The sequence below is a fragment of the Orbaceae bacterium BiB genome, assembly GCA_036251205.1.
Lineage (GTDB): Bacteria > Pseudomonadota > Gammaproteobacteria > Enterobacterales > Orbaceae > Orbus > Orbus mooreae.
This window is the reverse complement of the sequence record CP133958.1, coordinates 1,311,779-1,335,189: the sequence shown is the minus strand read 5'-3', so window position 1 is coordinate 1,335,189 and position 23,411 is coordinate 1,311,779. Positions and strand designations below refer to the sequence as shown.

The 23,411-nt window shown below is 36.6% G+C and carries 20 protein-coding genes; 14 read left to right on the top strand and 6 right to left on the bottom strand.

The features are described 5' to 3' along the window. Window positions 1–71 precede the first annotated feature (71 nt). The 9 genes from RHO11_06225 (at window position 72) to RHO11_06185 (ending at window position 9,623) form a co-directional block, all read left to right on the top strand. On the top strand, window positions 72–2,345 hold the full coding sequence (locus RHO11_06225) for a heavy metal translocating P-type ATPase (protein ID WVD62715.1): 2,274 nt from the start codon (window positions 72–74) through the stop codon (window positions 2,343–2,345). 85 nt (window positions 2,346–2,430) lie between these two features. Further along, the gene (locus tag RHO11_06220) at window positions 2,431–2,634 is read left to right on the top strand and encodes a heavy-metal-associated domain-containing protein (GenBank protein WVD62714.1); all 204 of its coding nucleotides are present in this window, start codon (window positions 2,431–2,433) and stop codon (window positions 2,632–2,634) included. A 311-nt stretch (window positions 2,635–2,945) separates the two neighbouring features. Beyond that, entirely contained in the window at window positions 2,946–3,470 is a 525-nt protein-coding gene (locus RHO11_06215; protein ID WVD62713.1) for a fimbrial protein, read from the top strand. Between the two features lie 82 nt (window positions 3,471–3,552). Further along, a complete protein-coding gene (locus RHO11_06210; GenBank protein WVD62712.1) occupies window positions 3,553–4,086 on the top strand; it encodes a fimbrial protein in 534 nt (177 codons plus the stop codon). 35 nt (window positions 4,087–4,121) lie between these two features. Beyond that, window positions 4,122–6,629 (top strand): fimbria/pilus outer membrane usher protein, encoded by a 2,508-nt coding sequence (locus RHO11_06205; protein ID WVD62711.1) that lies wholly within the window; start codon window positions 4,122–4,124, stop codon window positions 6,627–6,629. 61 nt (window positions 6,630–6,690) lie between these two features. Then, window positions 6,691–7,440, top strand: a complete 750-nt coding sequence (locus RHO11_06200) for a fimbria/pilus periplasmic chaperone (protein WVD62710.1) — start codon at window positions 6,691–6,693, stop codon at window positions 7,438–7,440. Window positions 7,441–7,453: 13 nt separating this feature from the next. Further along, window positions 7,454–8,086, top strand: a complete 633-nt coding sequence (locus tag RHO11_06195) for a fimbrial protein (protein ID WVD62709.1) — start codon at window positions 7,454–7,456, stop codon at window positions 8,084–8,086. A gap of 28 nt (window positions 8,087–8,114) precedes the next feature. Beyond that, on the top strand, window positions 8,115–8,642 hold the full coding sequence (locus RHO11_06190) for a fimbrial protein (GenBank protein WVD62708.1): 528 nt from the start codon (window positions 8,115–8,117) through the stop codon (window positions 8,640–8,642). Window positions 8,643–8,654: 12 nt separating this feature from the next. Continuing rightward, window positions 8,655–9,623, top strand: coding sequence for a fimbrial protein (locus RHO11_06185; protein ID WVD62707.1), 969 nt, complete (start codon window positions 8,655–8,657; stop codon window positions 9,621–9,623). A 55-nt stretch (window positions 9,624–9,678) separates the two neighbouring features. Here RHO11_06185 and ilvN read toward each other — a convergent pair whose 3' ends face one another. From ilvN to RHO11_06170, 3 genes are all read right to left on the bottom strand, one after another. Continuing rightward, a complete protein-coding gene (ilvN, locus tag RHO11_06180; protein WVD62706.1) occupies window positions 9,679–9,966 on the bottom strand; it encodes an acetolactate synthase small subunit in 288 nt (95 codons plus the stop codon). A gap of 2 nt (window positions 9,967–9,968) precedes the next feature. Then, a complete protein-coding gene (gene ilvB, locus RHO11_06175; protein ID WVD62705.1) occupies window positions 9,969–11,657 on the bottom strand; it encodes an acetolactate synthase large subunit in 1,689 nt (562 codons plus the stop codon). Between the two features lie 422 nt (window positions 11,658–12,079). After that, a complete protein-coding gene (locus RHO11_06170) occupies window positions 12,080–12,736 on the bottom strand; it encodes an HD domain-containing protein (protein ID WVD62704.1) in 657 nt (218 codons plus the stop codon). Between the two features lie 104 nt (window positions 12,737–12,840). On the opposite strand from RHO11_06170, the gene RHO11_06165 reads away from it, so the two are divergent. From RHO11_06165 to mukB, 5 genes are all read left to right on the top strand, one after another. Next, a complete protein-coding gene (locus tag RHO11_06165) occupies window positions 12,841–13,656 on the top strand; it encodes an MBL fold metallo-hydrolase (GenBank protein ID WVD62703.1) in 816 nt (271 codons plus the stop codon). 97 nt (window positions 13,657–13,753) lie between these two features. Continuing rightward, the gene (locus RHO11_06160; GenBank protein WVD62702.1) at window positions 13,754–14,173 is read left to right on the top strand and encodes an OsmC family protein; all 420 of its coding nucleotides are present in this window, start codon (window positions 13,754–13,756) and stop codon (window positions 14,171–14,173) included. A 428-nt stretch (window positions 14,174–14,601) separates the two neighbouring features. Beyond that, on the top strand, window positions 14,602–15,924 hold the full coding sequence (gene mukF / locus RHO11_06155; protein WVD62701.1) for a chromosome partition protein MukF: 1,323 nt from the start codon (window positions 14,602–14,604) through the stop codon (window positions 15,922–15,924). Beyond that, window positions 15,905–16,690 (top strand): chromosome partition protein MukE, encoded by a 786-nt coding sequence (gene mukE / locus RHO11_06150; GenBank protein ID WVD62700.1) that lies wholly within the window; start codon window positions 15,905–15,907, stop codon window positions 16,688–16,690. The genes mukF and mukE overlap by 20 nt, the downstream gene beginning before the upstream one ends. Before the next feature lie 2 nt (window positions 16,691–16,692). Beyond that, window positions 16,693–21,099, top strand: coding sequence for a chromosome partition protein MukB (mukB, locus tag RHO11_06145; protein ID WVD62699.1), 4,407 nt, complete (start codon window positions 16,693–16,695; stop codon window positions 21,097–21,099). Between the two features lie 86 nt (window positions 21,100–21,185). Here the strand turns inward: mukB and modC are convergent, their stop codons facing one another. The 3 genes from modC to modA are packed head-to-tail and all read right to left on the bottom strand — an operon-like array spanning window position 21,186 to window position 23,313. Further along, window positions 21,186–21,866, bottom strand: a complete 681-nt coding sequence (gene modC, locus RHO11_06140; GenBank protein WVD62698.1) for a molybdenum ABC transporter ATP-binding protein — start codon at window positions 21,864–21,866, stop codon at window positions 21,186–21,188. 2 nt (window positions 21,867–21,868) lie between these two features. Further along, window positions 21,869–22,558: a molybdate ABC transporter permease subunit gene (gene modB, locus RHO11_06135; GenBank protein WVD62697.1), complete on the bottom strand. Its 690-nt coding sequence runs from the start codon at window positions 22,556–22,558 to the stop codon at window positions 21,869–21,871. Then, window positions 22,555–23,313, bottom strand: a complete 759-nt coding sequence (gene modA / locus RHO11_06130; GenBank protein ID WVD62696.1) for a molybdate ABC transporter substrate-binding protein — start codon at window positions 23,311–23,313, stop codon at window positions 22,555–22,557. The genes modB and modA overlap by 4 nt, the downstream gene beginning before the upstream one ends. Window positions 23,314–23,411: the final 98 nt, after the last annotated feature.

Below are 23,411 nucleotides of genomic sequence, written 5' to 3'. Positions count from 1 at the left end.
GTACATAACATCAATATGTTTAGCTATAACAATAATAATAGCTGATATTTTTTAATTTAATGGGGATAATTATGAGTCAAAACCCACAAAAGTCAGGTAGTTGTGGTTGCCAATCTCAAATACATCAGCACAATGAAAAACATGAACATGAACATGAACATGAACATGAACATGAACATGAACATGAAAAGTGCTGCAATAATGGTTGTGAGTCAATAAACCTAAGTGATAACGATATCCCTGTGAGTAGTGATACGCAGGCGGTATATCGTATTCGCAATATGGACTGTCCAACAGAAGAGGCATTAATTCGTAAAAAACTCGCTAATATGCAAGGGATTGTTGATTTAGAATTTAACTTAATGCAGCGTATTTTGACTGTGCATCACAAAAGTGCTGACCTAGTGGCTATTGAAGCCGCATTAAGTGCGATTGATATGGGACCAGAATCAATATTAAATTCAGATCATGATAAAAATGTTGATTTTACTCCTGTTATTAAATGGAGGCAGCTTGCTGTTGCAGGTGTACTTGCTTTAGCTTCTGAAATTATCCATTTTATTAGTGGTCCTGATTGGCTCGTTTTCGTATTAGCTATTGTTGCAATTGTATTCGGTGGGCTTGGAACTTATAAAAAAGGTTGGATTGCACTTAAAAATTTAAATTTAAATATGAATGCACTTATGTCATTTGCGGTGACAGGGGCAATATTAATTGGTCAATGGCCTGAAGCAGCGATGGTCATGGTTTTATTTACATTAGCAGAAGCGATTGAAGCTAAATCAATGGATCGTGCGCGTAATGCAATTAAAAATCTACTTAGTCTCACACCGGAAAAAGCAACGGTAAGACAACCTGATGGCTCATGGCTAGATATCGATGTCAAAAATGTTGTTATAGGTAGCCATGTTCGAGTAAAACCTGGTGAGCGAATTGCTTTAGATGGTGATGTGATTTCAGGCCAATCAACAATTAATCAAGCTCCGATCACGGGTGAGAGTCTGCCTGTTGAAAAAAGTATTGGTGATGCTATTTTTGCTGGAACAATTAATGAAGCGGGTTCATTTGAATATAAAGTAACTGCACTATCTACACAGTCAACCTTAGCTAGAATTATTAAAGCTGTCGAGTCAGCACAAGGTACTAAAGCGCAGACACAACGTTTTGTTGATCGTTTTGCAAAAGTGTATACACCGATAGTCTTTTTGATTGCATTAGGTATCGCGATTATTCCACCTCTACTATTTAATGGTGTATGGTTTGATTGGATCTATAAGGGATTGGTATTATTAGTTATTGCCTGTCCATGCGCTTTAGTTATTTCAACGCCTGTCACCATTGTGAGTGGTCTTGCTGCCGCGACTCGCTATGGTATTTTAATTAAAGGTGGTATGTATTTAGAACAGGGTAGAAAGCTTAAATATTTAGCATTAGATAAAACGGGTACCATAACTTATGGTAAACCTAAACAAACCGACTTTTTTTCTTTAGGACAATTGTCAGCTTTAGATACCCAGATTATCGCGGCTAGTCTCGCATCTCGTTCTGATCATCCTGTTTCAAAAGCTATTGCGCTAGCGGCCAAAGATGCACAACTCAATTTGCTCGAGGTTAATGATTTTGCTGCGGTATTAGGTCAAGGAACTCGAGGGGTTATTGGCTCTAATCAGTGGTATTTAGGTAACTATCGTATGGTTGAATCGTTAGGTTTTGGTTCATCAACACTTGCGCAACAGATAACTAAATTTGAGCAACAAGGTAAAACTGTTGTCATGTTAATCGGTCATGATGGTGTGCAGGGACTATTTGCGGTTGCTGATACTGTTAAAGAAACTAGTGTTGAAGCAATTGCTCAACTTAAAAAATTGGGTATCACCACTTTAATGTTAACCGGTGATAATCAGCATACCGCTAATGTAATTGCTGAAAAGGTTGGTATTGATCGTGCAAATGGAAATTTATTACCTGAAGATAAATTATCAGTTGTTAGTGAGTTAAGTCAAAAAGGTATTGTCGGCATGGTTGGTGATGGTATTAATGACGCCCCAGCACTAGCTAAAGCTGATATTGGTTTTGCAATGGGAGCTGTAGGTACTGATACTGCAATTGAAACTGCAGATGTTGCTTTAATGGATGATGATTTACGTAAAATTCCACAGTTTATCTCCTTATCAAAAGCAACGTTTGCCATTTTAGTTCAAAATATCTCTTTTGCGTTAGCCGTTAAAGTGATTTTCTTTGGATTAACTTTTGCTGGTGATACGACTATGTGGATGGCTGTTTTTGCTGATATTGGAACGAGTTTATTAGTGGTTGCCAATGGACTTAGACTGTTAAGAAAATAGCTGATATATAGAGCACAAATTATTGAAGTCTTAAAAAATAGTCGGTGTATAATTTAAGTACTTATCATTATTTAAGGAGTTAGATATGAAATTGATCGTTGATAATATGAGCTGTAATCATTGTGTCAAAGCAGTGACCAAAGCCATTAATGAAATTGATGCCAAAGCGGTTGTTACTGTTGATTTAGCTAAAAAAGAAGTGACAATTGAAGGTGGTACAATTTCTCAAGAAGATGCAATTAAAGCGATTGATAACGCTGGTTATCAGTTCGTCGGTGTTGCTTATTAATTTTCATTTCTGAACCGTCCATATTATCTGATGGACGGTCTATTTAAGTCCTGTAATCTCCCATCCCCAATTAATTATTTTTTATAAAAAATTTTTTCTTTATTTTTTGCATTTTAACCTTTGCTTTTCTTTGTTTTTTCAAAGTATTTACAGTTATAAGTATTTTTTATTTGTTTTTTGCTTTAAAAAGATGTTTACATTTTAAAAAAAATATATAAAATTCTTTTCCACACTACTTTTGTTGAATTAACAGTGCTTTCTGTTTTTTTAATTTTTATACTTTTTGTAAATAACGATATTCAAGGAAAAAAATGAAACTTTCTCAAATCGCTTTAGCAACATTACTTTCAGCAGGCTTAGCAACATCAGCAATCGCAGCAACTAGCAATACAGGCAGTGGTACTGTTACTTTTAAAGGATCAATTATTTCAGGTGCATGTTCTATCGCTCCAGGTTCAGTTGATCAAACTGTTGAATTAGGAAGTATTAATAAAGCTGTTCTTTTAAATAAAGGTTCTAGTAATCCAAGAACATTTACTATCGAGCTAGAAGATTGTGATACATCTGTTGCAAATAGCGTATCTATCACATTTAGTGGTAATGCAAATAGTACTGATACTACATTATTAGGTATTAGTTCAAGTGCTGGCGCAGCAATTCAGATTACTGATGGTAATGGTACTCCTATCAAATTAGGTGAAACAACAAGTGATACACATAAGCTACAAGAGGGTTCAAATACTCTATTATTCAGTGCTTATGTAACTGGTGTTGGTACAGATATTAATGAAGGGGCTTTTGAGTCTATTTCTAATTTCGTTTTATCTTACGAATAAAATATCGCTTTTAATAAAAGGCAATGATTCATTGCCTTTTATTTATTTTTACTAACCTGAATTGGAGTTAACAGTGAAATATATGACTAACCATATAATGGTATTAACACTATTAATGCTATTCACAACATATTCTAATTCTGAGCCTGCTAATTTTGACGGTAAAGTCGAAATGAAAGGGCACATTTATGACTCAGCTTGTACGATTGATACTGGATCACTGGACCAAACAGTTAGTATGGGTAATACCGCCATTCATGAGTTGTTAGAGCATGGTATTGGACCTAATAAATCTTTCAGTATCAAATTAATTGATTGTGATTTTGGTAAAAATCCTAATGGTGTTAAAGGTGATTTAGGTATCACGTTTGATGGACCTCGTGATGGTGATATTTTTATGGTTTCGGGTGATGCGTCAGGTGTTGGCCTAACGATTTCTAGTGAAACGCAAGATCAGATCGTTCCTGGTCAAATTGATAAGCTAATGCGTAATGAGATTCATGTTGAGAACAATTTTACTGTATTAACTTACCACGTTCAGCTTGTGAAACTGAGTAATAGCTTGATATCAGGTGACTATTACACCACTCTCAGTTTTAAACTTGATTATAACTAATTGTTATCTTTAATATTATATTAGGTATATTTTTTATGTCTTCTAAGCTTAAAAAAGCTCATATTGTATCGTTTATTGCTTTAGCGGTAAATTTTGCATTAGTTAAAACATCATATGCTACCGATTTTGTGCAATTTAATGTTGATGTATTGGATTTAGAGGACAGAGGAAATATTGACCTAAATAAATTTGCGATGCCAGGTTATATTATGCCTGGAACTTATCCATTTAAAGTACGTCTTAATAACGAGTCAATTGGTACTTATCCGATTACTTATGCTCAATCATCATCGGATGAAAACCAGAGTGAAGTCTGTTTAGAACCTAAGTTAGTTAATAAATTTGGACTAAAATCATCGATATTAAAATCATTGATTTGGTCAAGTAACAATCAGTGTTTAGTATTAAGCAGTTTACCTGGTCTTGATGTAAAGGGTGATATTGCGACTGAATCACTGAATATTACTGTCCCTCAAGCCTATTTGGAATATCGAAGTGAGAATTGGGAGCCTGCATCGATGTGGGATGAAGGTATACCTGGGATCATGTTCGATTACAATGTGACCGGCCAAATGAATAATAGCTATAAAAATGATCATAAATACTATAATTTGAATGGTAATGGTGTGATTGGTGCTAACTTAGAAGGCTGGCGATTACGTGCTGATTGGCAAGGTCGATCTAATCACTCTTGGGGAAATACATCATCAGGTACTAACGGTAATACATTTGATTTTAGTCGTATTTATGCTTATACCTCGTTATCAAGTATTAATGCAAAATTAAGTGTAGGTGAAAACTATTTAACTTCATCACTATTTGATACTTTTCGTTATACGGGAATGAGCTTAAATACTGATTTAAATATGTTACCACCGAATTTACGCGGGTATGCACCAGAAGTGACAGGTGTTGCTGCCACTAATGCGACGGTCATTATCAGCCAAGCTGGACGTGTTATTTATCAAACACAGGTTCCTGCTGGCCCTTTTGCTATTCAAGATTTACCAAGTGGTATTACTGGCCAGCTTGATGTTGAAGTTCAAGAACAGAGCGGTTCAGTACAACAGTATCAAGTTAATACCGCTAATATTCCTTATTTAACACGTCCAGGACAAGTGCGTTATAGTGCAGCGATTGGACGTCCGACTGATATGAGACATCATACTAATGGTGAGCTGTTCTTAACTGGAGAGTTTTCATGGGGTATTTCAAATGGTTGGTCGGTATTTGGTGGTAGTATTAATAGTCCAAATTATGATGCACTTGCACTTGGTGTCGGTCGTGACTTAGACAGTTTTGGTGCTATTTCATTTGACTACACGCAATCTTTTGCGCGTTTACCGACAGAATCTTCGATGATTACAGGTGGTTCATTGCGTATCAACTACTCTAAACGATTTGATGAATATAATAGCCAGATCCAGTTTGCAGGTTATCGTTTTACACAACGTAATTTTATGAGTATGTCTGATTTCCTTGCTGTTTCAGGAAGATACGAAGATCTTAGTAATAGTAAAGAACTTTATACAATATCGTTGAACAAAACATTTAATGATTCACAAATGTCGGTTTATTTCAATTATGATCATCAAACTTATTGGAATGCACCAAATTCTGATCGTTATAGCTTAATGATCTCTAAATATTTTGATATTGGTTCAATTAAGCATATTAGTGCTTCTTTATCTGCATATCGTCAGGTGATTAATCATCGTAATAATGATGGGTTGTTTTTCTCATTTAGTATTCCGCTTAATAGCTCAAGTTATTTAGGTTACTCATTAACAACAACTCGAGATGAGACAATTAATCAGGCCAATTATTACAATAGCATTGATAATAAAACATCTTATCAATTGAGTGCAGGTCATTCAAATCAAGGTGCAACAGCGAGTGGTTATATTTCTCATCAGGCAAATAATGCACAATTAACTGCTAATGCTAGCTATATTAATAATGAATATGCTTCATTTGGTGTCGGAGTGAAAGGTGGAGTCACTATTACGGCCGATGGTGCAGATTTACATCGCATATCGCGTTTAGGTGGAACTCGATTATTAGTTGATACAGATGGTGTTGAAGGTATCCCTGTTAAAGCGAATGGACCTGAAGTTATGTCAAACAAATTAGGTAAAGTTGTTATACCTGATGTAAATAGTTATTATAAAAATAAGATAAAAATTGATCTTAATCGATTGCCTGATAATGCAGAAGTGACTGATTCTGTTCAACAATTAACTTTAACCGAAGGTGCGATTGGTTACCGTAAGTTTGTTGTCTTGTCTGGACAGAAAAGAATGGTCAATCTGAAGATGAGTGATGGTAGTTCAGTGCCATTTAGTGCACAAATTGTGAACAATAATCAGCAGGAAACAGGTATTGTTGACGATAACGGCCTAGCTTATATCAGTGGAATTAAACCGAATGAAGAGATGTTTATTAAATGGAACGGTAAAGCACAATGCAGCATACGTTTTCCTGCAGATTTAAGTGATGATTCCGAACAATTAACATTAATATGTCAGAATATTCCGCAATAAATAACCTTAACTTTGTTTGAAAGTATTTATTGGATTGGAATTTAGAAAGAGGATATCAGTTATGAAAATTAGTCAAATTCGTCATTTGCTCTTAGTGGGAACATTCATTGCGAGCAGTGTAATTTCAGCAAGTGCATTATCTGCGATTTCATTGGATCGTACTCGTGTTATTTTTGAGGGAACTCAAAAATCAGTATCATTAAATATTGCTAATAAAAATAAACAGTTACCTTATCTGGCTCAAGGCTGGATTGAAAATAGTGAAGGGCAAAAAATAACAACTCCATTTGTGGTATTACCACCGATTCAACGTATTGAACCAGATAAAGCAAGCCAAGTACGAATTGAGTCTTTACCCGAAGTGAAAAAGTTACCGCAAGATAGAGAGAGTCTTTTTTACTTTAACCTGCGTGAAATTCCACCAAAAAGTGATAAACCGAATGTGTTACAGCTTGCTTTACAATCGAAAATTAAGATGTTTTATCGACCAGCAGGTCTTGTTGAACAAGGTGAAAACTCGATTCCAGCACAACAATTAGTGATCAGTAAAAAAGGTGAAGCAGTGATTGTACAAAATCCAACACCTTTTTATATCACTATTGTTAATTGTGCATCGTCAAAATCGGGGCTAAGCAAAACGAATATGAATGCGGCAATGATTGCTCCATTTGGTGAGACAAAACTTGGTATTAAGGCTTCTATTTTGGGTAATAAACCAATATTAACCTATATTAATGATTATGGTGGTCGCCCTGATTTAGCATTTAATTGTCAGGGAAATGTTTGTCATGTAGTACCAGAACCAAAATAGTAGGATTTAGATTATGCAAGTGAATAGACGATTAATTAACCCTATTTCGATGGGAACTATAGCATTGATGATGAGCTGTACTTTTACAGCCTCAGCTGATTTTAGTAACTCCAATCTCAGACAACCTATTAATGAGTGGAGTGGCATGGATGGCCAAATTGGTAAAATCTATGTGCATGGTACATTAACTGAAAGCACTTGTAGATTAGCGATGGACTCAGCTTATCAAGCAATTAATTTGGGTAATATATCAACAGCGGAGTTACAGAAGGTTGGAGACACTGGTCCAGCAGTTTCACTCGATATTAATTTACTTGACTGTGTGCGTCATGATACTAGCATGGAAAATTTTGATACAGGAACGACTACTTGGAGTTATATACAGCCAGCTGTTAAAGTCCGTTTCCTTGCTACAACGATTAATGATAGCACTTCGGTGATAAAAGTATTGGGAGCTAAAGGATTGGGGATACAAATTTCTAATTCTGCTGGTGATGTGATACCTGTTGGTATGTCGACTCCACCACAATTGCTGGCACTTAATAATGATAGTTTAAAATATTATATTACACCAGTTAGAACTGCTCAATCTCTTAAAGCGGGTCAATATTATGCAGTGATTAATTTTGAACTTATTTATGATTAATTTAACTTCACTAAAAAAGGGGCTAAAAGTGTTCGGTCGAAGTCAGCGTTATATTGTTGGTTTACTGTTATTACTGGGCGTAATTATTCACGCACAAGCAACCAATCTTTATATAAAAGGTGTTCTTATCGATGATCCTTGTTCGATGATTCCCAATGACGGCAATATGTATGTTGATTTTGGTGAAATAACTGACAAAGATCTTTATAACTCTCGTCGTATTGAAGCGCCTTTTTATATTGAATTAACCGAGTGTAGCTCTAGTGCTATCAAAACATTAACGGTGAAGTTTTCTGGTAAGGAAAGTACTAAACAACCTGGATTATTAGCATTAGATAGCTCGAGTCTCGCTTCTGGTATTGCTATTGGTATAGAAAATAATGGTATAGCCTTACCCATTAATGGCCAGCAAGGTGCTACGTTTCCTTTCCAAAATGGTAATAGCTCATTACCATTTACAGCTTATGTTCAAGCCGATCCTGATGTACTTGCACAAAAAAATGTCGGGTTAGGACCTTTTACAGCAACTGCCACATTTGTATTTGAATATAACTAGTGATAACCACATATGAAGAAATTATTATTTATTTTATTTATTAGCTATTGCTATATACCACAAGCCTTTTCATTTGTTTGTTATAATCAATTGACGGGCAATAAAGTTGCCTCCAATGGGACAACGATTATTCCAATCCAAATCGATTCAGATATTATAAGAGGTGAAAATATTTTTGCTAATGTTGGTGATTATATCTTTTGTGAGAATCAGCAGCCTTATTTTTATGTTGATCATTTAGAGCTAAATGCAGGGGGGATTATACCTGGTTCAGCGATTAGTTATTTGGATAATGGTGTCTATATTAATGGCAGTCGAATTTTATCTCAAAATGCTCCTAAAACTAATATTTTTTCGATAGCTGATAGTAAAATTCATCCAATTGATATTGATATGTTTTTTGTTGTACCTAGTGGTATCGGTTCAAGTTTAGTTATTGAAGCTAATCAAACATTAATGACATTAAAGTTGCATAAATACAGTACCCCTAACTCTAGTCATGGTTATGAAGGGGTTCATGAAGATTTTACTTGGACATTTGTTGCCGCTAACCGAGCTGTACTACAAGCAGGGAGTTGTGATATTAATAACAATGAGCCGATTATCGTTGATTTCGGTCTGGTGAGAAAAGCGTCTGTAAAAAATACCGGCGCCGATAGTGTCAGTAAAGATGTTAATCTTGATATTGATTGCCATGATAGTAGTTTGAATAATCAACAAGTTAAAGTAACATTAAGTGCACAACAAGCCAGTTTTTCAAATGATTTCATTGCAGTTTCAGATAATACTGATTTAGGGATTGAAATTGCGCATAATGATCAAGTAATAGCCCCTTTTACTGGATTTATATCCTATATCAATAATGGTGTAGGTAATGAGCAAATTCGAGTTTCGGTTGTTAAAAAAACAACTGTAAATAGTAGCGATCTTAAAGATGGTTCGTTTAATGCGAGCGGTTCTTTGATTGTGTCTTTACCGTAAAAGACGGACTGATTCAACTAGCCCTTTCGTGAATGAAGGGCTAGCTATTTTATGGCTAAATATCTTTTAGTGTACTTAATTGTTCAAAAATTTGACAATTCTTACTTTGTATAACATCTTGGACATCTTCTAATTTTTCTACCTGACTGATCATTTGTGGTAAACGTTCATCATCTTGAACCAACAGCCAGATACGGCTATAACCTGATCCATTTAGCGGTAAACATAAAATACCTTCTACATTAAAAGCTCTTCTTGCGAATAAACCACAAATATGTGTCATGACACCGGGATGATTTAAAACTGTTAGAGTTAATGTAATTTGTTTATGATGTTTTTGCATAATTATTCTCCTACCATTTCAATATTTGCTGCACCAGGTGGTACCATTGGGTAAACTTTTTCATTAATATCAATATCAACCTGAATCAGACAAGGGCCTACACTATTTAGCGCTATTGTTAAAGCTTGCAAAGGGTCTTCTTGTTGATTCAGCTGGCATGCTTTAATCCCAAATCCTTGAGCGATTTTAATAAAATCAGCTTGATATGGCGAAGTAGATGAAAAAATTCGTTCACCATAAAATAGTGTTTGTTGTTGGTATACCAATCCTAATGCCTGATTATTGAGTAGAATTATTTTAATATCCAGATTATGTTCTGCCATAGTCGCAAGTTCTTGAATATTCATCATAATACTACCATCACCGGTAAAACAGATGACCTTGCGCTTTGGCGCCTCAATGGCGGCCCCGATCGCAGCTGGTAGACCAAAGCCCATTGTACCAAGACCACCAGAAGTTAGTAATTGTCTAGGTTGACTAAACGGATAGGCTTGCGCTACCCACATTTGGTGTTGGCCAACATCTGTTGTAATAATCGCATCGCTACCAGCTATATTGGCCACAGCCTTAATTAAACCATAATGGTTTAATAGTTCATCACTATGATGAAAGCTAGGATATTGTTGTTGTAATTGATTTACGCGGGTTAACCAAGATGTTCTCGATTGCGCTGCAATCTGTGGTAACAAAAGCTCAAGTACTTGAGCAACATCGGCATTAATAGCAATATCAGGTTGTCTAATTTTGCCCAGTTCAGCGCGATCAATATCAACATGTATAATCTTCGCATTAGGACAAAACTCTGCGGTTTTACCAATTGCTCTATCATCAAATCGAGCACCAAGTACGATTAATAGATCAGCCTCTTGTAAAATAAAATTTGTACTTCTTTTAGCATGCATCCCCAGCATACCAAGTGATAAAGGGTGTTCACTATCTATTGAGCCTAGTGCCATCAAGGTTGTGGTCGTTGGAATATTGGCTTTTTCTGCCAATTGTTCGGCATATTTATGAGCATCAGCAAAAACAATGCCTCCACCTAAATATAAAACAGGATTATTTGCTTGGTTAATTAAATCTGCAGCTTGTGTAATGAGATTGTGGATGAGGTCAGAACTGTGCTCAATTTTAGGATATTCAGGCAGTGAATCTATTTTAATTGTTGCAGTTTGAATATCTTTTGGGATATCTATCCATACCGGTCCTGGTCGACCTGATTGAGCAATACGAAAGGCATTTTGGATAATATTCGGAAGTTCTTCAATAGAGCGAACTAAATAGTTATGTTTAGTAATCGGGATTGATATTCCATAAGTATCAACCTCTTGAAAAGCATCAGTACCGATGGTTGATGATGAAACTTGCCCGGTAATACAAACAATTGGAATTGAGTCAAGTTTTGCATCGGCAATAGCGGTTAATAGATTGGTTGCTCCTGGGCCACTTGATGCGAGACAAACGGCTGGTTTTCCACTGGTACGAGTCATTCCTTGGGCGATAAACCCAGCAGCTTGTTCATGACGAGTTAAAATATGTTTAATTGTTTTACTCTGCCCAAGTGCATCATAAAAAGGCAGAATAGCGCCGCCAGGAATACCAGAAACCGTCGTAATACCAAAGTTTTCCAGTATTTTGACAATTAACTCCGCGCCAGTTAATGTTAATTTGGGACGACTATTGAATTGTTGCATCGCTCTTTATCCTTATTGATATTGCCGGGACCATTTAGAGCGAGATTGATAAAAAAAGAAACCCCGCTCGGTTTGCACCGGCGGGGTTTTGGTCAACTTATTGATTCAATCCCGTCGCGGCGCATTGCCGACCACCACACGCACGACGACGAGCACTGAATTAATCAGTGTAGCAATAAGCTGTGTCGAGAAACATGTAGTCATGGGATTAATATCTCCTACAAATAATTAGTATCTATAAAAACATAATTTTTTGTTGCTAGCAAATATTTTTAATAAAAAATAATACATCAATAAAAAAAGTGTGAAAAAAATCACATAATTTTTTATCCTCTATCATGAATATTTACATATTTTGGGATAGAGGATCAATTAAGTCTCAAGTGATTAGGTAGGTAGTGGGGCACTTGTTGTCAGTGATGTTATTTGCCTAACCACTCTTGTTCAAAACGATCAACAAATTCAACTAAAAATCGATGTCTTTCTTGAGCAATCTGCATTCCCATTGACGTGTTCATCTGGTCTTTTAATAAAAATAATTTTTCATAAAAGTGGTTGATAACCGTACTTGGTTGTCGGTAATCCTCTACTGACATTTTGTTTCTTGGCATAGCATGAGGGTCATGCATAATATGCTTTTTTTTGCCGCCATAAAGAAAGGTTCGACCAATACCAATTGCCCCAATAGCATCTAAACGATCCGCATCTTGGACTATTTTACCTTCAAGGCTAAGTGATTTTTTCTCTGTTAAATTTTTACTAAATGACATGTTGTCAATAATAGTCATTATCTCTTGCAGATCATTTTTATCAACGTGTTGCTGTTCAATAAATCCAATCAACTCTTGCCGAGCAGCTTGAACATTTTCAATCACTTTATCATCAATCACATCATGTAAATAGGCCGCTATAATGATAATAAATTCATTTGATTGGGGCTCGCTTTGTTGAATTTTTTTAGCTAAATGAACTACGCGTTCAATATGAGCCATATCATGGCCTGAATAATCATTTGCTAGTTTCTGCTGCACATAACAAGCGGTATTATTAATGGTTTCTTGTTGTAATTTTGTTAACATAACATTTTATCCATTGGATTTAAAAAATAGGTCATAATATACTCCGCTTGAGTATACACTATAATGACTATTTTGGATGAAACATATTTGTACATGGGATGACTATGAAACTTGTTGTACTCGTTGATAATAATACGTTAATTGACCAGTATTATTTGGGTGAACCTGGTGTTTGTTACTATATTGAAGATGGTGATGATCGATTATTACTTGATGTTGGTTACTCTGATATATTTATTAAAAATGCCCAGCTACTTGATATTGATTTAGCATCAATTCGCACGATTGCCATCTCTCATGGTCATAACGATCATACCCGAGGGCTCAAATATTTAGCGGATGTGATAGATTTATCTCCCGTTAAAATTGTTGCTCATCCTGATGCTTTCTATGCCAAAACGATTGACAATCTCTCAATTGGGGCTCCATTTAATCAATTAGAACTAGCCAAAATGAGCCACTTACAGCTCTCAAAGGCACCTATCAAAATTAGTGCTAATATTACTTTTCTAGGTGAAATTCCAGTATCAAACCAATTTGAAATTCGGCAAGGCTTTGGTTCTATTTTTGATGAAGAACATCGTTATCTTGGTACCGATTATGTGATGGATGATTCAGCATTAGTGTATCAAAATGATAAAGGATTATTCATTATTACGGGCTGTTCTCATAGCGGTATTTGTAATATTGTCGAATATGCTAAGCAAGTTTGTAATGAGCAACGTATTATTGGCATTATTGGTGGCTTTCATTTATTTGAAGCATCAGAGCAATTAACAAAAACCATCAACTATTTTGTGCAAAATGGGATTGATAATTTGTATCCATGTCACTGTGTTTCGTTTATGGCTAAAGCTGAAATTAATAAAATGATACCTATTCATGAGGTTGGCGTCGGTTTAAGTATCGAGGTTGATTAAGTTTTTTAGTATAATTTCACGCATTTAGCCAGTGATTTTATTCACTAAACAAACTAAAATGGGGTAAATTTTATCTTATATTTTTAGGAGCTATAGTATGAAAGATCGTTTAAAGTGGGTTGATGAGCTGTGTTTTCTTGGTGAAACAGCGAGTGGTCATACACTGGTTATGGATGGCGGTACGGAGCATGGCGGACGTAACCGCGGAGCCCGTCCAATGGAGTTATTGCTACACGGGACAGCGGGTTGTATGGCATATGATATTATTGCGATTTTAAAAACAGCCAAAGAAGATGTTCGTGATTTATGGATCGAGATCGATTACTCTCAAGCAGAAGCTTCACCAAAAGTCTATACGCGCATCAATTTGCATATTGTGATTACGGGTAAACAGGTTAAAAATGATGAAGTGGAAAGAGCAATCAAATTAGCATCAGAAAAGTATTGCAGTGCTTCTATTATGTTAGGTAAAACAGCAAAAATGAGTTATACCTACGAGATTAGAGAACAAGACTAGTTTTTCTCTAGACGTTTTTTTACAACTCTTCTGATCATTAGATGGTTTAATTTAATGTGATGGAGAGTTTTTTACACTATATTCATAGCTTACAGCAATATTATAACTAATTAATTTGATTGATATCTCACTGATGCCATACTATAGCGCCGATAAATAAGCCAGAAATCAGGTAAAGGTTGACGCTTAAAAGTATTTTTTATTGGTTCGATAATCACTGCCGCTCCTTCAATAATAACAATACAATTTTACGACAAATTGTTATATAATCGGCAATATTTTGGCTCTAGCAACATGATAATTGTGTTAGGGCTCGTGTAGACAATTTCGATTTTATAAATAGTTGGTGAATGAAGTGTATTTGTCACTGTATTATTATAATTTGCATTAAATCGAAATTAGATTGATTTGTATTGGAAAGGATAACTATGACTGATTTTTCCCAATCAGTGCCGGAACTGGTCTCTTGGGCAAAAAAGAATGATTTTTCCATTTCGTTGCCGCCTGAACGGCTCGCATTTTTGCTCGCAGTAGCTGCGTTAAACGGTGAACGATTTGATGGTGAAATGAGTGAAGCGGAACTTATCGACGCTTTTCGCCATGTCAGTAAAATTTTTGCACAGAGTCAAGATACTATTGCGGTTAGGGCCAATAACGCTATTAATGATTTAGTCCGTCAACGACTTATCAATCGCTTTACCAGTGAAATGACTGATGGGTTGGCGATTTATCGTCTTACTCCTCTTGGTATTGGCATTACTGACTACTATATTCGTCAGCGTGAGTTCTCGTCATTACGTCTTTCTATTCAATTGTCAATTGTGGCGCAAGAGTTAAAACGTGCTGCTGATGCTGCGCTTGAAGGCGGAGATGAGTTGCACTGGCATCGTAATGTCTTTGCCCCTCTTAAATATTCAGTTGCTGAAATTTTTGACAGTATTGATATGACTCAACGTATTATGGATGAGCAACAAACTGAAGTTAAGCAAAATATTGCAGCACTCCTTAGTCAAGATTGGCAATCGGCAATCACCAGTTGTGAAAGTCTATTATCTGAAACATCAGGCGCATTACGTGAACTGCAAGATACCCTGGAAGCTGCCGGTGACAAATTACAAGCTAGCTTATTATTGATTCAAGATGCCACTCTAAATGATCCTACATTAGACAAAATTAGTAATGTGGTGATTGATTTACAAGGTAAACTTGATCGGATTATGGGATGGGGTCAGCAAACGATTGATTTGTGGATCGGTTATGATCGTCATGTGCATAAATTTATTCGAACTGCGATAGATTTGGATAAAAATCGCGTCTTTTCTCAGCGACTACGTCGTTCTATTCAAAGCTATTTTGATGCGCCTTGGACATTAACATTTGCTAATGCTGAACGTTTACTTGATATGCGCGATGAAGAGCTTATGCTACAAGAGACGGACGTGACGGGAGAGTTACCAACTGAGTTAGAGTTTGAAGATATTGAACATATTCAAGAGCATATTATTGCCCATATTGAACAGAATTTATTGGTGTTTAAGGAGCAACAAAGACCTTTGGATATGGGAGAGGCTATTAGTAGTTATTTGGCACAATTCCCACGTGAACAACATTTCGATGTCGCACGTTTATTTATTGATCAAGCGATTCGTTTAGGCGTCGCTGATGCTGATTTAGCCGGTATTCCTGCACAATGGAAACCAATTAACGATTATGGAGCTAAGGTACAGGCACATGTCATCAATGCATACTGAAGAAGATTTTGAACTTGAGAATAATTCCGCACTTAATGATGTGATGGGGCGAATCGCCAGTACTTCTCAAGCAACCCTCGATAAATACATGCCAGTTAAGCTGGCTCAGGCTATTGCCAACCCATTATTTCCAGAGTTAGATAGTCTGTTACGTAGTGGTCGTCATATAGGTCTAGATGAACTTGATAATCACGCTTTTTTAATGGATTTTCAACCAGAACTGGAACAATTTTATGGACGTTATAATGTTGAGTTGATTCGCGCACCAGAAGGTTTCTTTTATTTGCGTCCACGTTCAACGACATTTATTCCACGTTCAGTACTATCAGAACTTGATATGTTGGTCGGCAAAGTTCTTTGTTATCTATACCTTAGCCCAGAAAGGTTAGCGCATGAAGGGATTTTTACGTTACAAGAGCTGCATGAAGAGTTAATCTCTTTAGCTGATGAGAGTAAATTACTTAAATTAGTTAACCAACGTTCAACGGGCTCTGATTTAGATAAACAAAAATTATATGATAAGGTTAAAACATCACTTAATCGCTTAAGACGACTTGGAATGGTGTTCTTTATTGTGGGCAATGATAGTAGCAAATTTCGTATCAATGAGGCGATTTTCCGCTTTGGTGCTGACGTACGTAGTAGTGATGATATGCAAGAGGCCCAATTGCGTTTAATTCGTGATGGTGAAGCGATGTCTATTGAATCATCACTTTCTTTAGCCGACGTTGAAGATAACGATGTGAATGAGGAGACAGAGGAATAGTTATGATAGGTCATGGAAAATTTCACTCATTAACGTTAGTTAACTGGAACGGTTTTTTTGCTCGTACATTTGAACTCGATCAGCTCGTTACGACCTTATCTGGTGGAAACGGAGCAGGTAAATCGACAACTATGGCGGCGTTTGTTACGGCATTGATACCCGATTTAACATTATTACATTTTAGAAACACCACTGAAGCCGGTGCAACTGGAGGTTCTAGAGATAAAGGTTTGCATGGTAAACTTCGTCCCGGAACCTGTTATTCAATGCTTGATGTGATTAACTCGCGTAATCAGCGGATTATCTGCGGTGTTCGTTTACAGCAAATTGCTGGTAGAGATAAAAAAGTTGATATCAAACCTTTTATTATCCAAGGTGCGGAAATTAGCTTATCACCAACTGAATTAGTGACAGAACGTTTAGATGATAGACAAGCACGTATTTTGTCATTAGCTGAGCTAAAAGATAAATTAGAAAATATTGATGGTGTAATTTTTAAGCAGTTTAATTCAATCAGTGATTATCATTCAGTGATGTTTGATTTTGGCGTATTACCAAAACGATTACGTTCATCATCGGATCGTAGCAAATACTATCGTTTGATTGAAGCATCGTTATATGGTGGTATCTCAAGTGCGATCACCCGTTCATTGCGTGATTATTTATTGCCTGAAAATAGTGGTGTGCGTAAAGCATTCCAGGATATGGAGGCTGCTCTTCGCGAAAATCGTATGACCCTTGAAGCGATTCGAGTAACACAATCTGATCGTGATCTCTTTAAACATCTTATTACTGAGTCAACCAATTATGTTGCAGCCGATTATATGCGCCATGCTAATGATCGACGAGTGCATATTGAATCGGCTTTAGGTTTACGTCGTGAACTCTTTAATACTAAGCAACAGCTTATTGATAATCAATATCGTCATATTGAAATGGCTAAAGAGCTACAAGAAAATAGTGAAGCTCAGTCTGGTTTAGAGTTAGATTATCAATCGGCTAACGACCACCTTAATTTAGTGCAAACAGCCTTTAGACAACAAGAGAAGATTGATCACTATCAGGTTGATATTGATGAGTTAAATGAAAAATTAACAGAACAAGCTGAAATTGTTGAACAGGCTAATGAACAATATTTGACTTACCAAGAACGTGCAGAGGCAACCGAACAAGAAGTTGATGAGATCAAAACCCAGTTAGCCGATTATCAACAAGCACTGGATGTACAACAAACCCGTGCAATCCAGTATCAACAGGCATTACAAGCACTAGAAAATGCTAAAAAACTGTGTCAGTTACCGCAGTTGATAACCGAGGATGCTGAAGAATACTTAGCCGTTTTTACTGAAAAAGAAGCTGAAATTACTGAAACTGTTCTACAGTTGGAGCAAAAACTAAGCGTTGCCGATGCAGCCGTAAATCAATTTGAACGTGCATATCAATTAGTGGTTAAATTAGTTGGTGATGTAACTCGTAGCGATGCTTGGCAGGCCGCTCGTAATACGCTAAAAACGTGGCCATCACAAAGTTATCAAGCACAGATGGCACACAATTTACAGTTACAACTTGATGAACTTGAACAACGTTTCTTTGAACAGCAAGAGGCTCAAGAGTTATTAAATCAGTTCTGTAAACGTATTGGTCGAAAAGTCGGTTATGAAGATCTTGATGAACTGAAACAGACTTTAGAAGAGACTTTAGATGAAAATGCAGCAATTGCCGGTGAGTCGAGTGAAAAGCGTATTGCTATTAGGCAAGAACTTGAACAAATTCAAAGTAAAATCGCTGAATATCGTCAAAAAGCACCAAATTGGTTAAAAGCACAAGATGCTTTAATTGCGTTGCGTGAGCAAGTGGATGCGCCACTAGCTACGAGTCAGCAAGTCACTGAATATATGCAAAAGCTGCTTGAGCAAGAGCGGCAATATACCGTTGATCGTGATCGTGTTATTGCTCGCCGTGATCAACTTGATGAACAAATTACGCAATTAAGTCAACCTAATGGTGCTGATGATAGCCGTTTAAGTAATCTTGCTGAGCGTTTTAATGGTGTGTTGCTATCGGAAATTTATGAAGATGTTACGATTGAAGATGCGCCGTTTTTCTCTGCATTGTATGGACCATCAAGACAGGGGATTGTTGTTCCTGACTTATCAAAAGTTAAAGAACAGTTAGATAATTTAGAGGATTGTCCTGATGATCTCTATTTTATCGAAGGAGATCCGGCATCATTTGACGATAGTGTTTTTGAAAGTGAAGAGTTAACTAATGCTGTACTGGTTAAATCCGGTGATCGTCAGTGGCGCTATTCTCGTTTTCCACAAGTTCCACTGTTTGGTAAAGCGGCGCGAGAAAAGCATTTAGATAAGTTGACTGATGAGCGAGATGTATTGCATGAACGTTATGCTAATCTATCTTTTGATTTACAGAAAGTTCAACGTATTGAACAAAACTTTAGTCAATTTATTGGTCAATATTTAGGGGTCGCATTTGAGGCTGATCCTGAAGCTGAAAGTCAAAAATTATCAACAAGACGTAACGAAATTGAGCGAGAGCTCAATAATCAACATACCGTTGATAAGCAAAATCAGCAACAAGTTATTGATTTAAAAGAACAGCTTGCTTTGCTTAATAAGTTGAATGCTCATTTACACCTACTCGCCGATGATGAGCTAGCTGATCGTGTTGATGAGTTGCGTGAACAATTAGCTTTTGCACAAGAGGCACAAAGCTATGTGAACAAAAATCAAAAAGTGATTACTGAACTAGAACCGTTAGTCAATGTATTGCAAAGTGATCCGCAACAGAATGAAAGCTTACAGCAGCAGTATAGTGTGGTTAAGTTAAAACAACGTGAAATTAAGCAGCAACTTTTTGCGCTAACCGAAGTGATGCAGCGTCGAGCTCATTTTAGTTATACCGATTCACAAGGGATGCTTGGCGAAAATTCAGATCTTAATGAGAAATTGCGTAAGCGCTTAGAGACCGTTGAAAGAGAACGTACTGATGCACGTAATAAAATGCGTCAATATCAAGAACAGTATAATCAATATAATCAAACTTTCACATCACTGAAAAGCGCCTTTGAAACCAAACGAGATATGCTTAATGATTTGAAAAAAGAGATTGAGCAAATTGGTGTTAAAGCTGATGCTGTTACGGAAGAGCGTGCACGTTTACGTCGTGATGAAATTCACCAAAAAGTAAATCAAAATCGTCAAATTTGTACATCATTAGAGAAACAGTTAGTGATGTGTGAAAATGAAATGACCCAGCTACAAAAACGTTTACGCCAGGTTGAAAAAGATTATCAGATGCAACGTGAACAAGTCGTTCAAGCAAAAATTGGTTGGTGTATTGTTTTACGTTTGGTTAAAGATAATAGTGTTGAGCGTCGGTTACACCGCCGTGAACTGGCTTATTTAAGTGCTGATGAGTTACGTTCTATGTCGGATAAAGCGCTCGGTTCCTTAAGACAAGCTGTTGCTGATAATGAACATTTACGCGATGTACTGCGTTTATCGGAAGATCCAAAACGACCTGAACGTAAAATTCAGTTCTATATTGCTGTTTATCATCATCTTCGTGAACGTATTCGCCAAGATATTGTTAAAACAGATGATCCAATTGAAGCCATTGAACAGATGGAGATTGAGTTATCACGTTTAACTGAAGAGCTAACATCACGAGAACAGCAGTTAGCGATTAGTTCTAAGAGTGTGGCGAATATTATTCGTAAAACTATTCAGCGTGAGCAAAACCGTATTCGTATGTTAAACCAAGGTTTACAAGCGGTGGCATTTGGTCAAGTAAATGGTGTTCGCTTAAATGTGACAATTCGAGAAGCACATTCAACGTTGTTAAGTGCACTAGCTGAACAGCATGATGATCATCAAGATCTATTTAGTAACAATCGTATCACCTTCTCAGAAGCATTAGCTAAACTTTATCAACGTCTGAATCCACAAATTGATATGGGGCAACGTACCGCACAAACGATTGGTGAAGAGTTACTTGATTATCGTAACTACCTTGAACTAGATGTTGAGGTTAATCGTGGTGCTGATGGTTGGTTACGTGCTGAAAGTGGTGCATTATCAACGGGTGAAGCGATCGGTACCGGTATGTCGATTCTTTTAATGGTTATTCAAAGCTGGGAAGAAGAGTCTAAACGCTTACGTAGTAAAGATGTAGTGCCATGTCGTCTATTATTCCTTGATGAAGCGGCCCGTTTAGATGCAAAATCAATTGCAACCTTATTTGAACTGTGTGATAAGCTGGAAATGCAATTAATTATTGCAGCACCAGAAAACATTAGTCCAGAGAAAGGAACGACTTATAAATTAGTGCGAAAAGTGGTGAATAACAATGAATTTGTTCATGTCGTTGGATTGAAAGGTTTTGCCTAATATTACACGATAATTGTTATATTTATAAATGGGATATTTTGGATATCCCATTTTTTTATCACTAAATAATCACTACATTAATCATATTACAGCCACTCTTTTAAATAGTCACTCTGCAATATCTGCGCTGTATCACCGTAATCATATAACTTACCTTGTTCAATAATCGCTACTTTATTCGCGAGTCTTTTAACTTCATTAATATTATGAGTAACGTAAATAATTGGAATCTTAATTTCGTTGACCAGATGTTGAATGTAGTTAATTAGCTCTTTTTTCCTAGGCATATCTAATGCTGATAGCGGTTCATCCATTAATAGTAGTTGTGGATTAGTCAAGAGCGCTCGTCCAATTGCAACACGCTGCTTTTCACCACCAGATAACATGGCCGGGTAGCGACTCAGTAAATGGCTAATATTGAGTACTTTAACAATTTCATCAAAGCGCTCTTCCATCTTTTTATGAATACCATACTTAAGATTAGTGATGACTTTATAGTGTGGGAATAGTAGCGGATCTTGAAATACTGTACCAATATGGCGCTGTTGCGCTGATAAAAATCGGTTATTAGACGTATCTACTAGTGTTGTACCATTGAGTATGATTTTACCGCTGTCGGGCTTAATTAAACCATTCAGTAAATTAATGAGTGTTGATTTCCCTGAACCCGAAATGCCTAATATGGCAGTTATCCCTTCAAAATCAATAGCTTGATTAAATGAGAAGGTAAAAGATGAGAGTTTTTTAGTAACATCAATGTGTAACATGTTTACCCCGCTAGTTTCTTTTTGTGCCAACGGTTTAACCATTCAGAAGCAATTAGCGCGATTAATGCTAATACGATAGATATTATACATAAACGCATAGCTGCATATTCACCATTAGGGGTTTGTAGATAAGTATACATAGCTAAAGGAATTGTTCGAGTTTCCCCTTTAATATTCGATACAAAGGTGATGGTTGCACCAAATTCACCTAAACATCTTGCAAATCCTAGCACAATGCCCATTAAAATACCTGGAAAAGCAAGGGGGAGGGTAATAGTCAAAAATACTCGCATTTTATCCGCACCGAGTGTCCTTGCTACATTTTCCAGTCTAATATCAATCGACTCAATAGCAAGTCTAATCGAACGAACGACCAAAGGGAATGCAACAACTGCTGAGGCGAGTGCAGCACCTTTCCAATCTAAACTAAAACTGATTCCAAAGGTTTGATAAAGCCATTGACCTACTACTCCTCGTCTACCCATTGTGATTAGTAACAGATAGCCTAATGCAACGGGGGGAAGCACTAACGGTAGATGAATAATACTATCGAATAGCGATTTCCCCCAAAATTGACAACGAGCTAGTAACCAAGCGACTAAGATTGCGAAAGGTAAACTAAACGTAATGGCGACGACTGCTATTTTTAAACTTAATAACAGTACTTGCCACTCATACGCAGTCAATATCATTGGTTAACAAAACCATACTGAGCAAAAATAGCTTTTGCTTCAGGTGTTGTCAAAAATTGGTAGAAATCTTTTGCTGCAGCTGAATCTGTTAATAAAGTTACTGGGTATTCAATAGCTTCAAAGCTATCTGCTGGAAACTCACCAATAATTTTAACTTTTTGACTAACTTTTGCATCAGTACTATAAACGATACCTAATACGGTCTCATCACGTTCGACAAACATTAAAGCATCGCGAACATTACTGGCCGGAGCTAATTGAGGCTCTAATTTATCAAATACGCCTAAGTTAGTTAGTGATGCTTTTGCATAAAGCCCAGCAGGAACATGATCAGGATCCCCTACTGCCATTTTTTCATTTTGTGGCAGAATCGTTGACCAATCCGTATTACGATCAATGGTTACATGATCTAATTTTGATGATAAAGGTGCGATTAGTACAAGTGAATTTTTGAGTAATGTCTCTTTATTCTTCGCTAAATCGCGTTCAATAAGATAATCCATCCATTTCTGATCTGCAGACATAAAGATATCTGCTGCGGCACCTTGCTCAATCTGTCTAGCAAGTACAGATGAAGAGGCAAAAGAGAAGACAATATCACTATCTGGATGTGTTTCTTGATATGCGGCACTAATGTCTTGCATCGCGTTAGTCAATGATGCTGCGGCAAATACGGTTACCTTTTCAGCTGAAAATGCACTTAGGCTAATAAATAATGCACTAATCGCAACAATGAGTTGATAGAATTTTTTCATTATAGAATCCTATTAAAGTATTGGTTCAATACGAGAGTTATTAGTAAATCGTTATATAAAAAATAATATAGCGATTTTAACAAAATAGTCATTGAATG

What these genes read in the sequence shown, in the direction of transcription:
- mukE (WVD62700.1), top strand. Translation starts at nt 15,905, where the DNA reads ATGTCATCAATGCATACTGAAGAAGATTTTGAACTTGAGAATAATTCC.
- RHO11_06195 (WVD62709.1), top strand. Translation starts at nt 7,454, where the DNA reads ATGCAAGTGAATAGACGATTAATTAACCCTATTTCGATGGGAACTATA.
- RHO11_06215 (WVD62713.1), top strand. Translation starts at nt 2,946, where the DNA reads ATGAAACTTTCTCAAATCGCTTTAGCAACATTACTTTCAGCAGGCTTA.
- RHO11_06225 (WVD62715.1), top strand. Translation starts at nt 72, where the DNA reads ATGAGTCAAAACCCACAAAAGTCAGGTAGTTGTGGTTGCCAATCTCAA.
- modC (WVD62698.1), bottom strand. Translation starts at nt 21,866, where the DNA reads ATGTTACACATTGATGTTACTAAAAAACTCTCATCTTTTACCTTCTCA.
- RHO11_06220 (WVD62714.1), top strand. Translation starts at nt 2,431, where the DNA reads ATGAAATTGATCGTTGATAATATGAGCTGTAATCATTGTGTCAAAGCA.
- mukB (WVD62699.1), top strand. Translation starts at nt 16,693, where the DNA reads ATGATAGGTCATGGAAAATTTCACTCATTAACGTTAGTTAACTGGAAC.
- RHO11_06200 (WVD62710.1), top strand. Translation starts at nt 6,691, where the DNA reads ATGAAAATTAGTCAAATTCGTCATTTGCTCTTAGTGGGAACATTCATT.
- modB (WVD62697.1), bottom strand. Translation starts at nt 22,558, where the DNA reads ATGATATTGACTGCGTATGAGTGGCAAGTACTGTTATTAAGTTTAAAA.
- mukF (WVD62701.1), top strand. Translation starts at nt 14,602, where the DNA reads ATGACTGATTTTTCCCAATCAGTGCCGGAACTGGTCTCTTGGGCAAAA.
- ilvB (WVD62705.1), bottom strand. Translation starts at nt 11,657, where the DNA reads ATGCAACAATTCAATAGTCGTCCCAAATTAACATTAACTGGCGCGGAG.
- RHO11_06170 (WVD62704.1), bottom strand. Translation starts at nt 12,736, where the DNA reads ATGTTAACAAAATTACAACAAGAAACCATTAATAATACCGCTTGTTAT.
- RHO11_06165 (WVD62703.1), top strand. Translation starts at nt 12,841, where the DNA reads ATGAAACTTGTTGTACTCGTTGATAATAATACGTTAATTGACCAGTAT.
- RHO11_06185 (WVD62707.1), top strand. Translation starts at nt 8,655, where the DNA reads ATGAAGAAATTATTATTTATTTTATTTATTAGCTATTGCTATATACCA.
- modA (WVD62696.1), bottom strand. Translation starts at nt 23,313, where the DNA reads ATGAAAAAATTCTATCAACTCATTGTTGCGATTAGTGCATTATTTATT.
- ilvN (WVD62706.1), bottom strand. Translation starts at nt 9,966, where the DNA reads ATGCAAAAACATCATAAACAAATTACATTAACTCTAACAGTTTTAAAT.
- RHO11_06205 (WVD62711.1), top strand. Translation starts at nt 4,122, where the DNA reads ATGTCTTCTAAGCTTAAAAAAGCTCATATTGTATCGTTTATTGCTTTA.
- RHO11_06210 (WVD62712.1), top strand. Translation starts at nt 3,553, where the DNA reads ATGACTAACCATATAATGGTATTAACACTATTAATGCTATTCACAACA.
- RHO11_06160 (WVD62702.1), top strand. Translation starts at nt 13,754, where the DNA reads ATGAAAGATCGTTTAAAGTGGGTTGATGAGCTGTGTTTTCTTGGTGAA.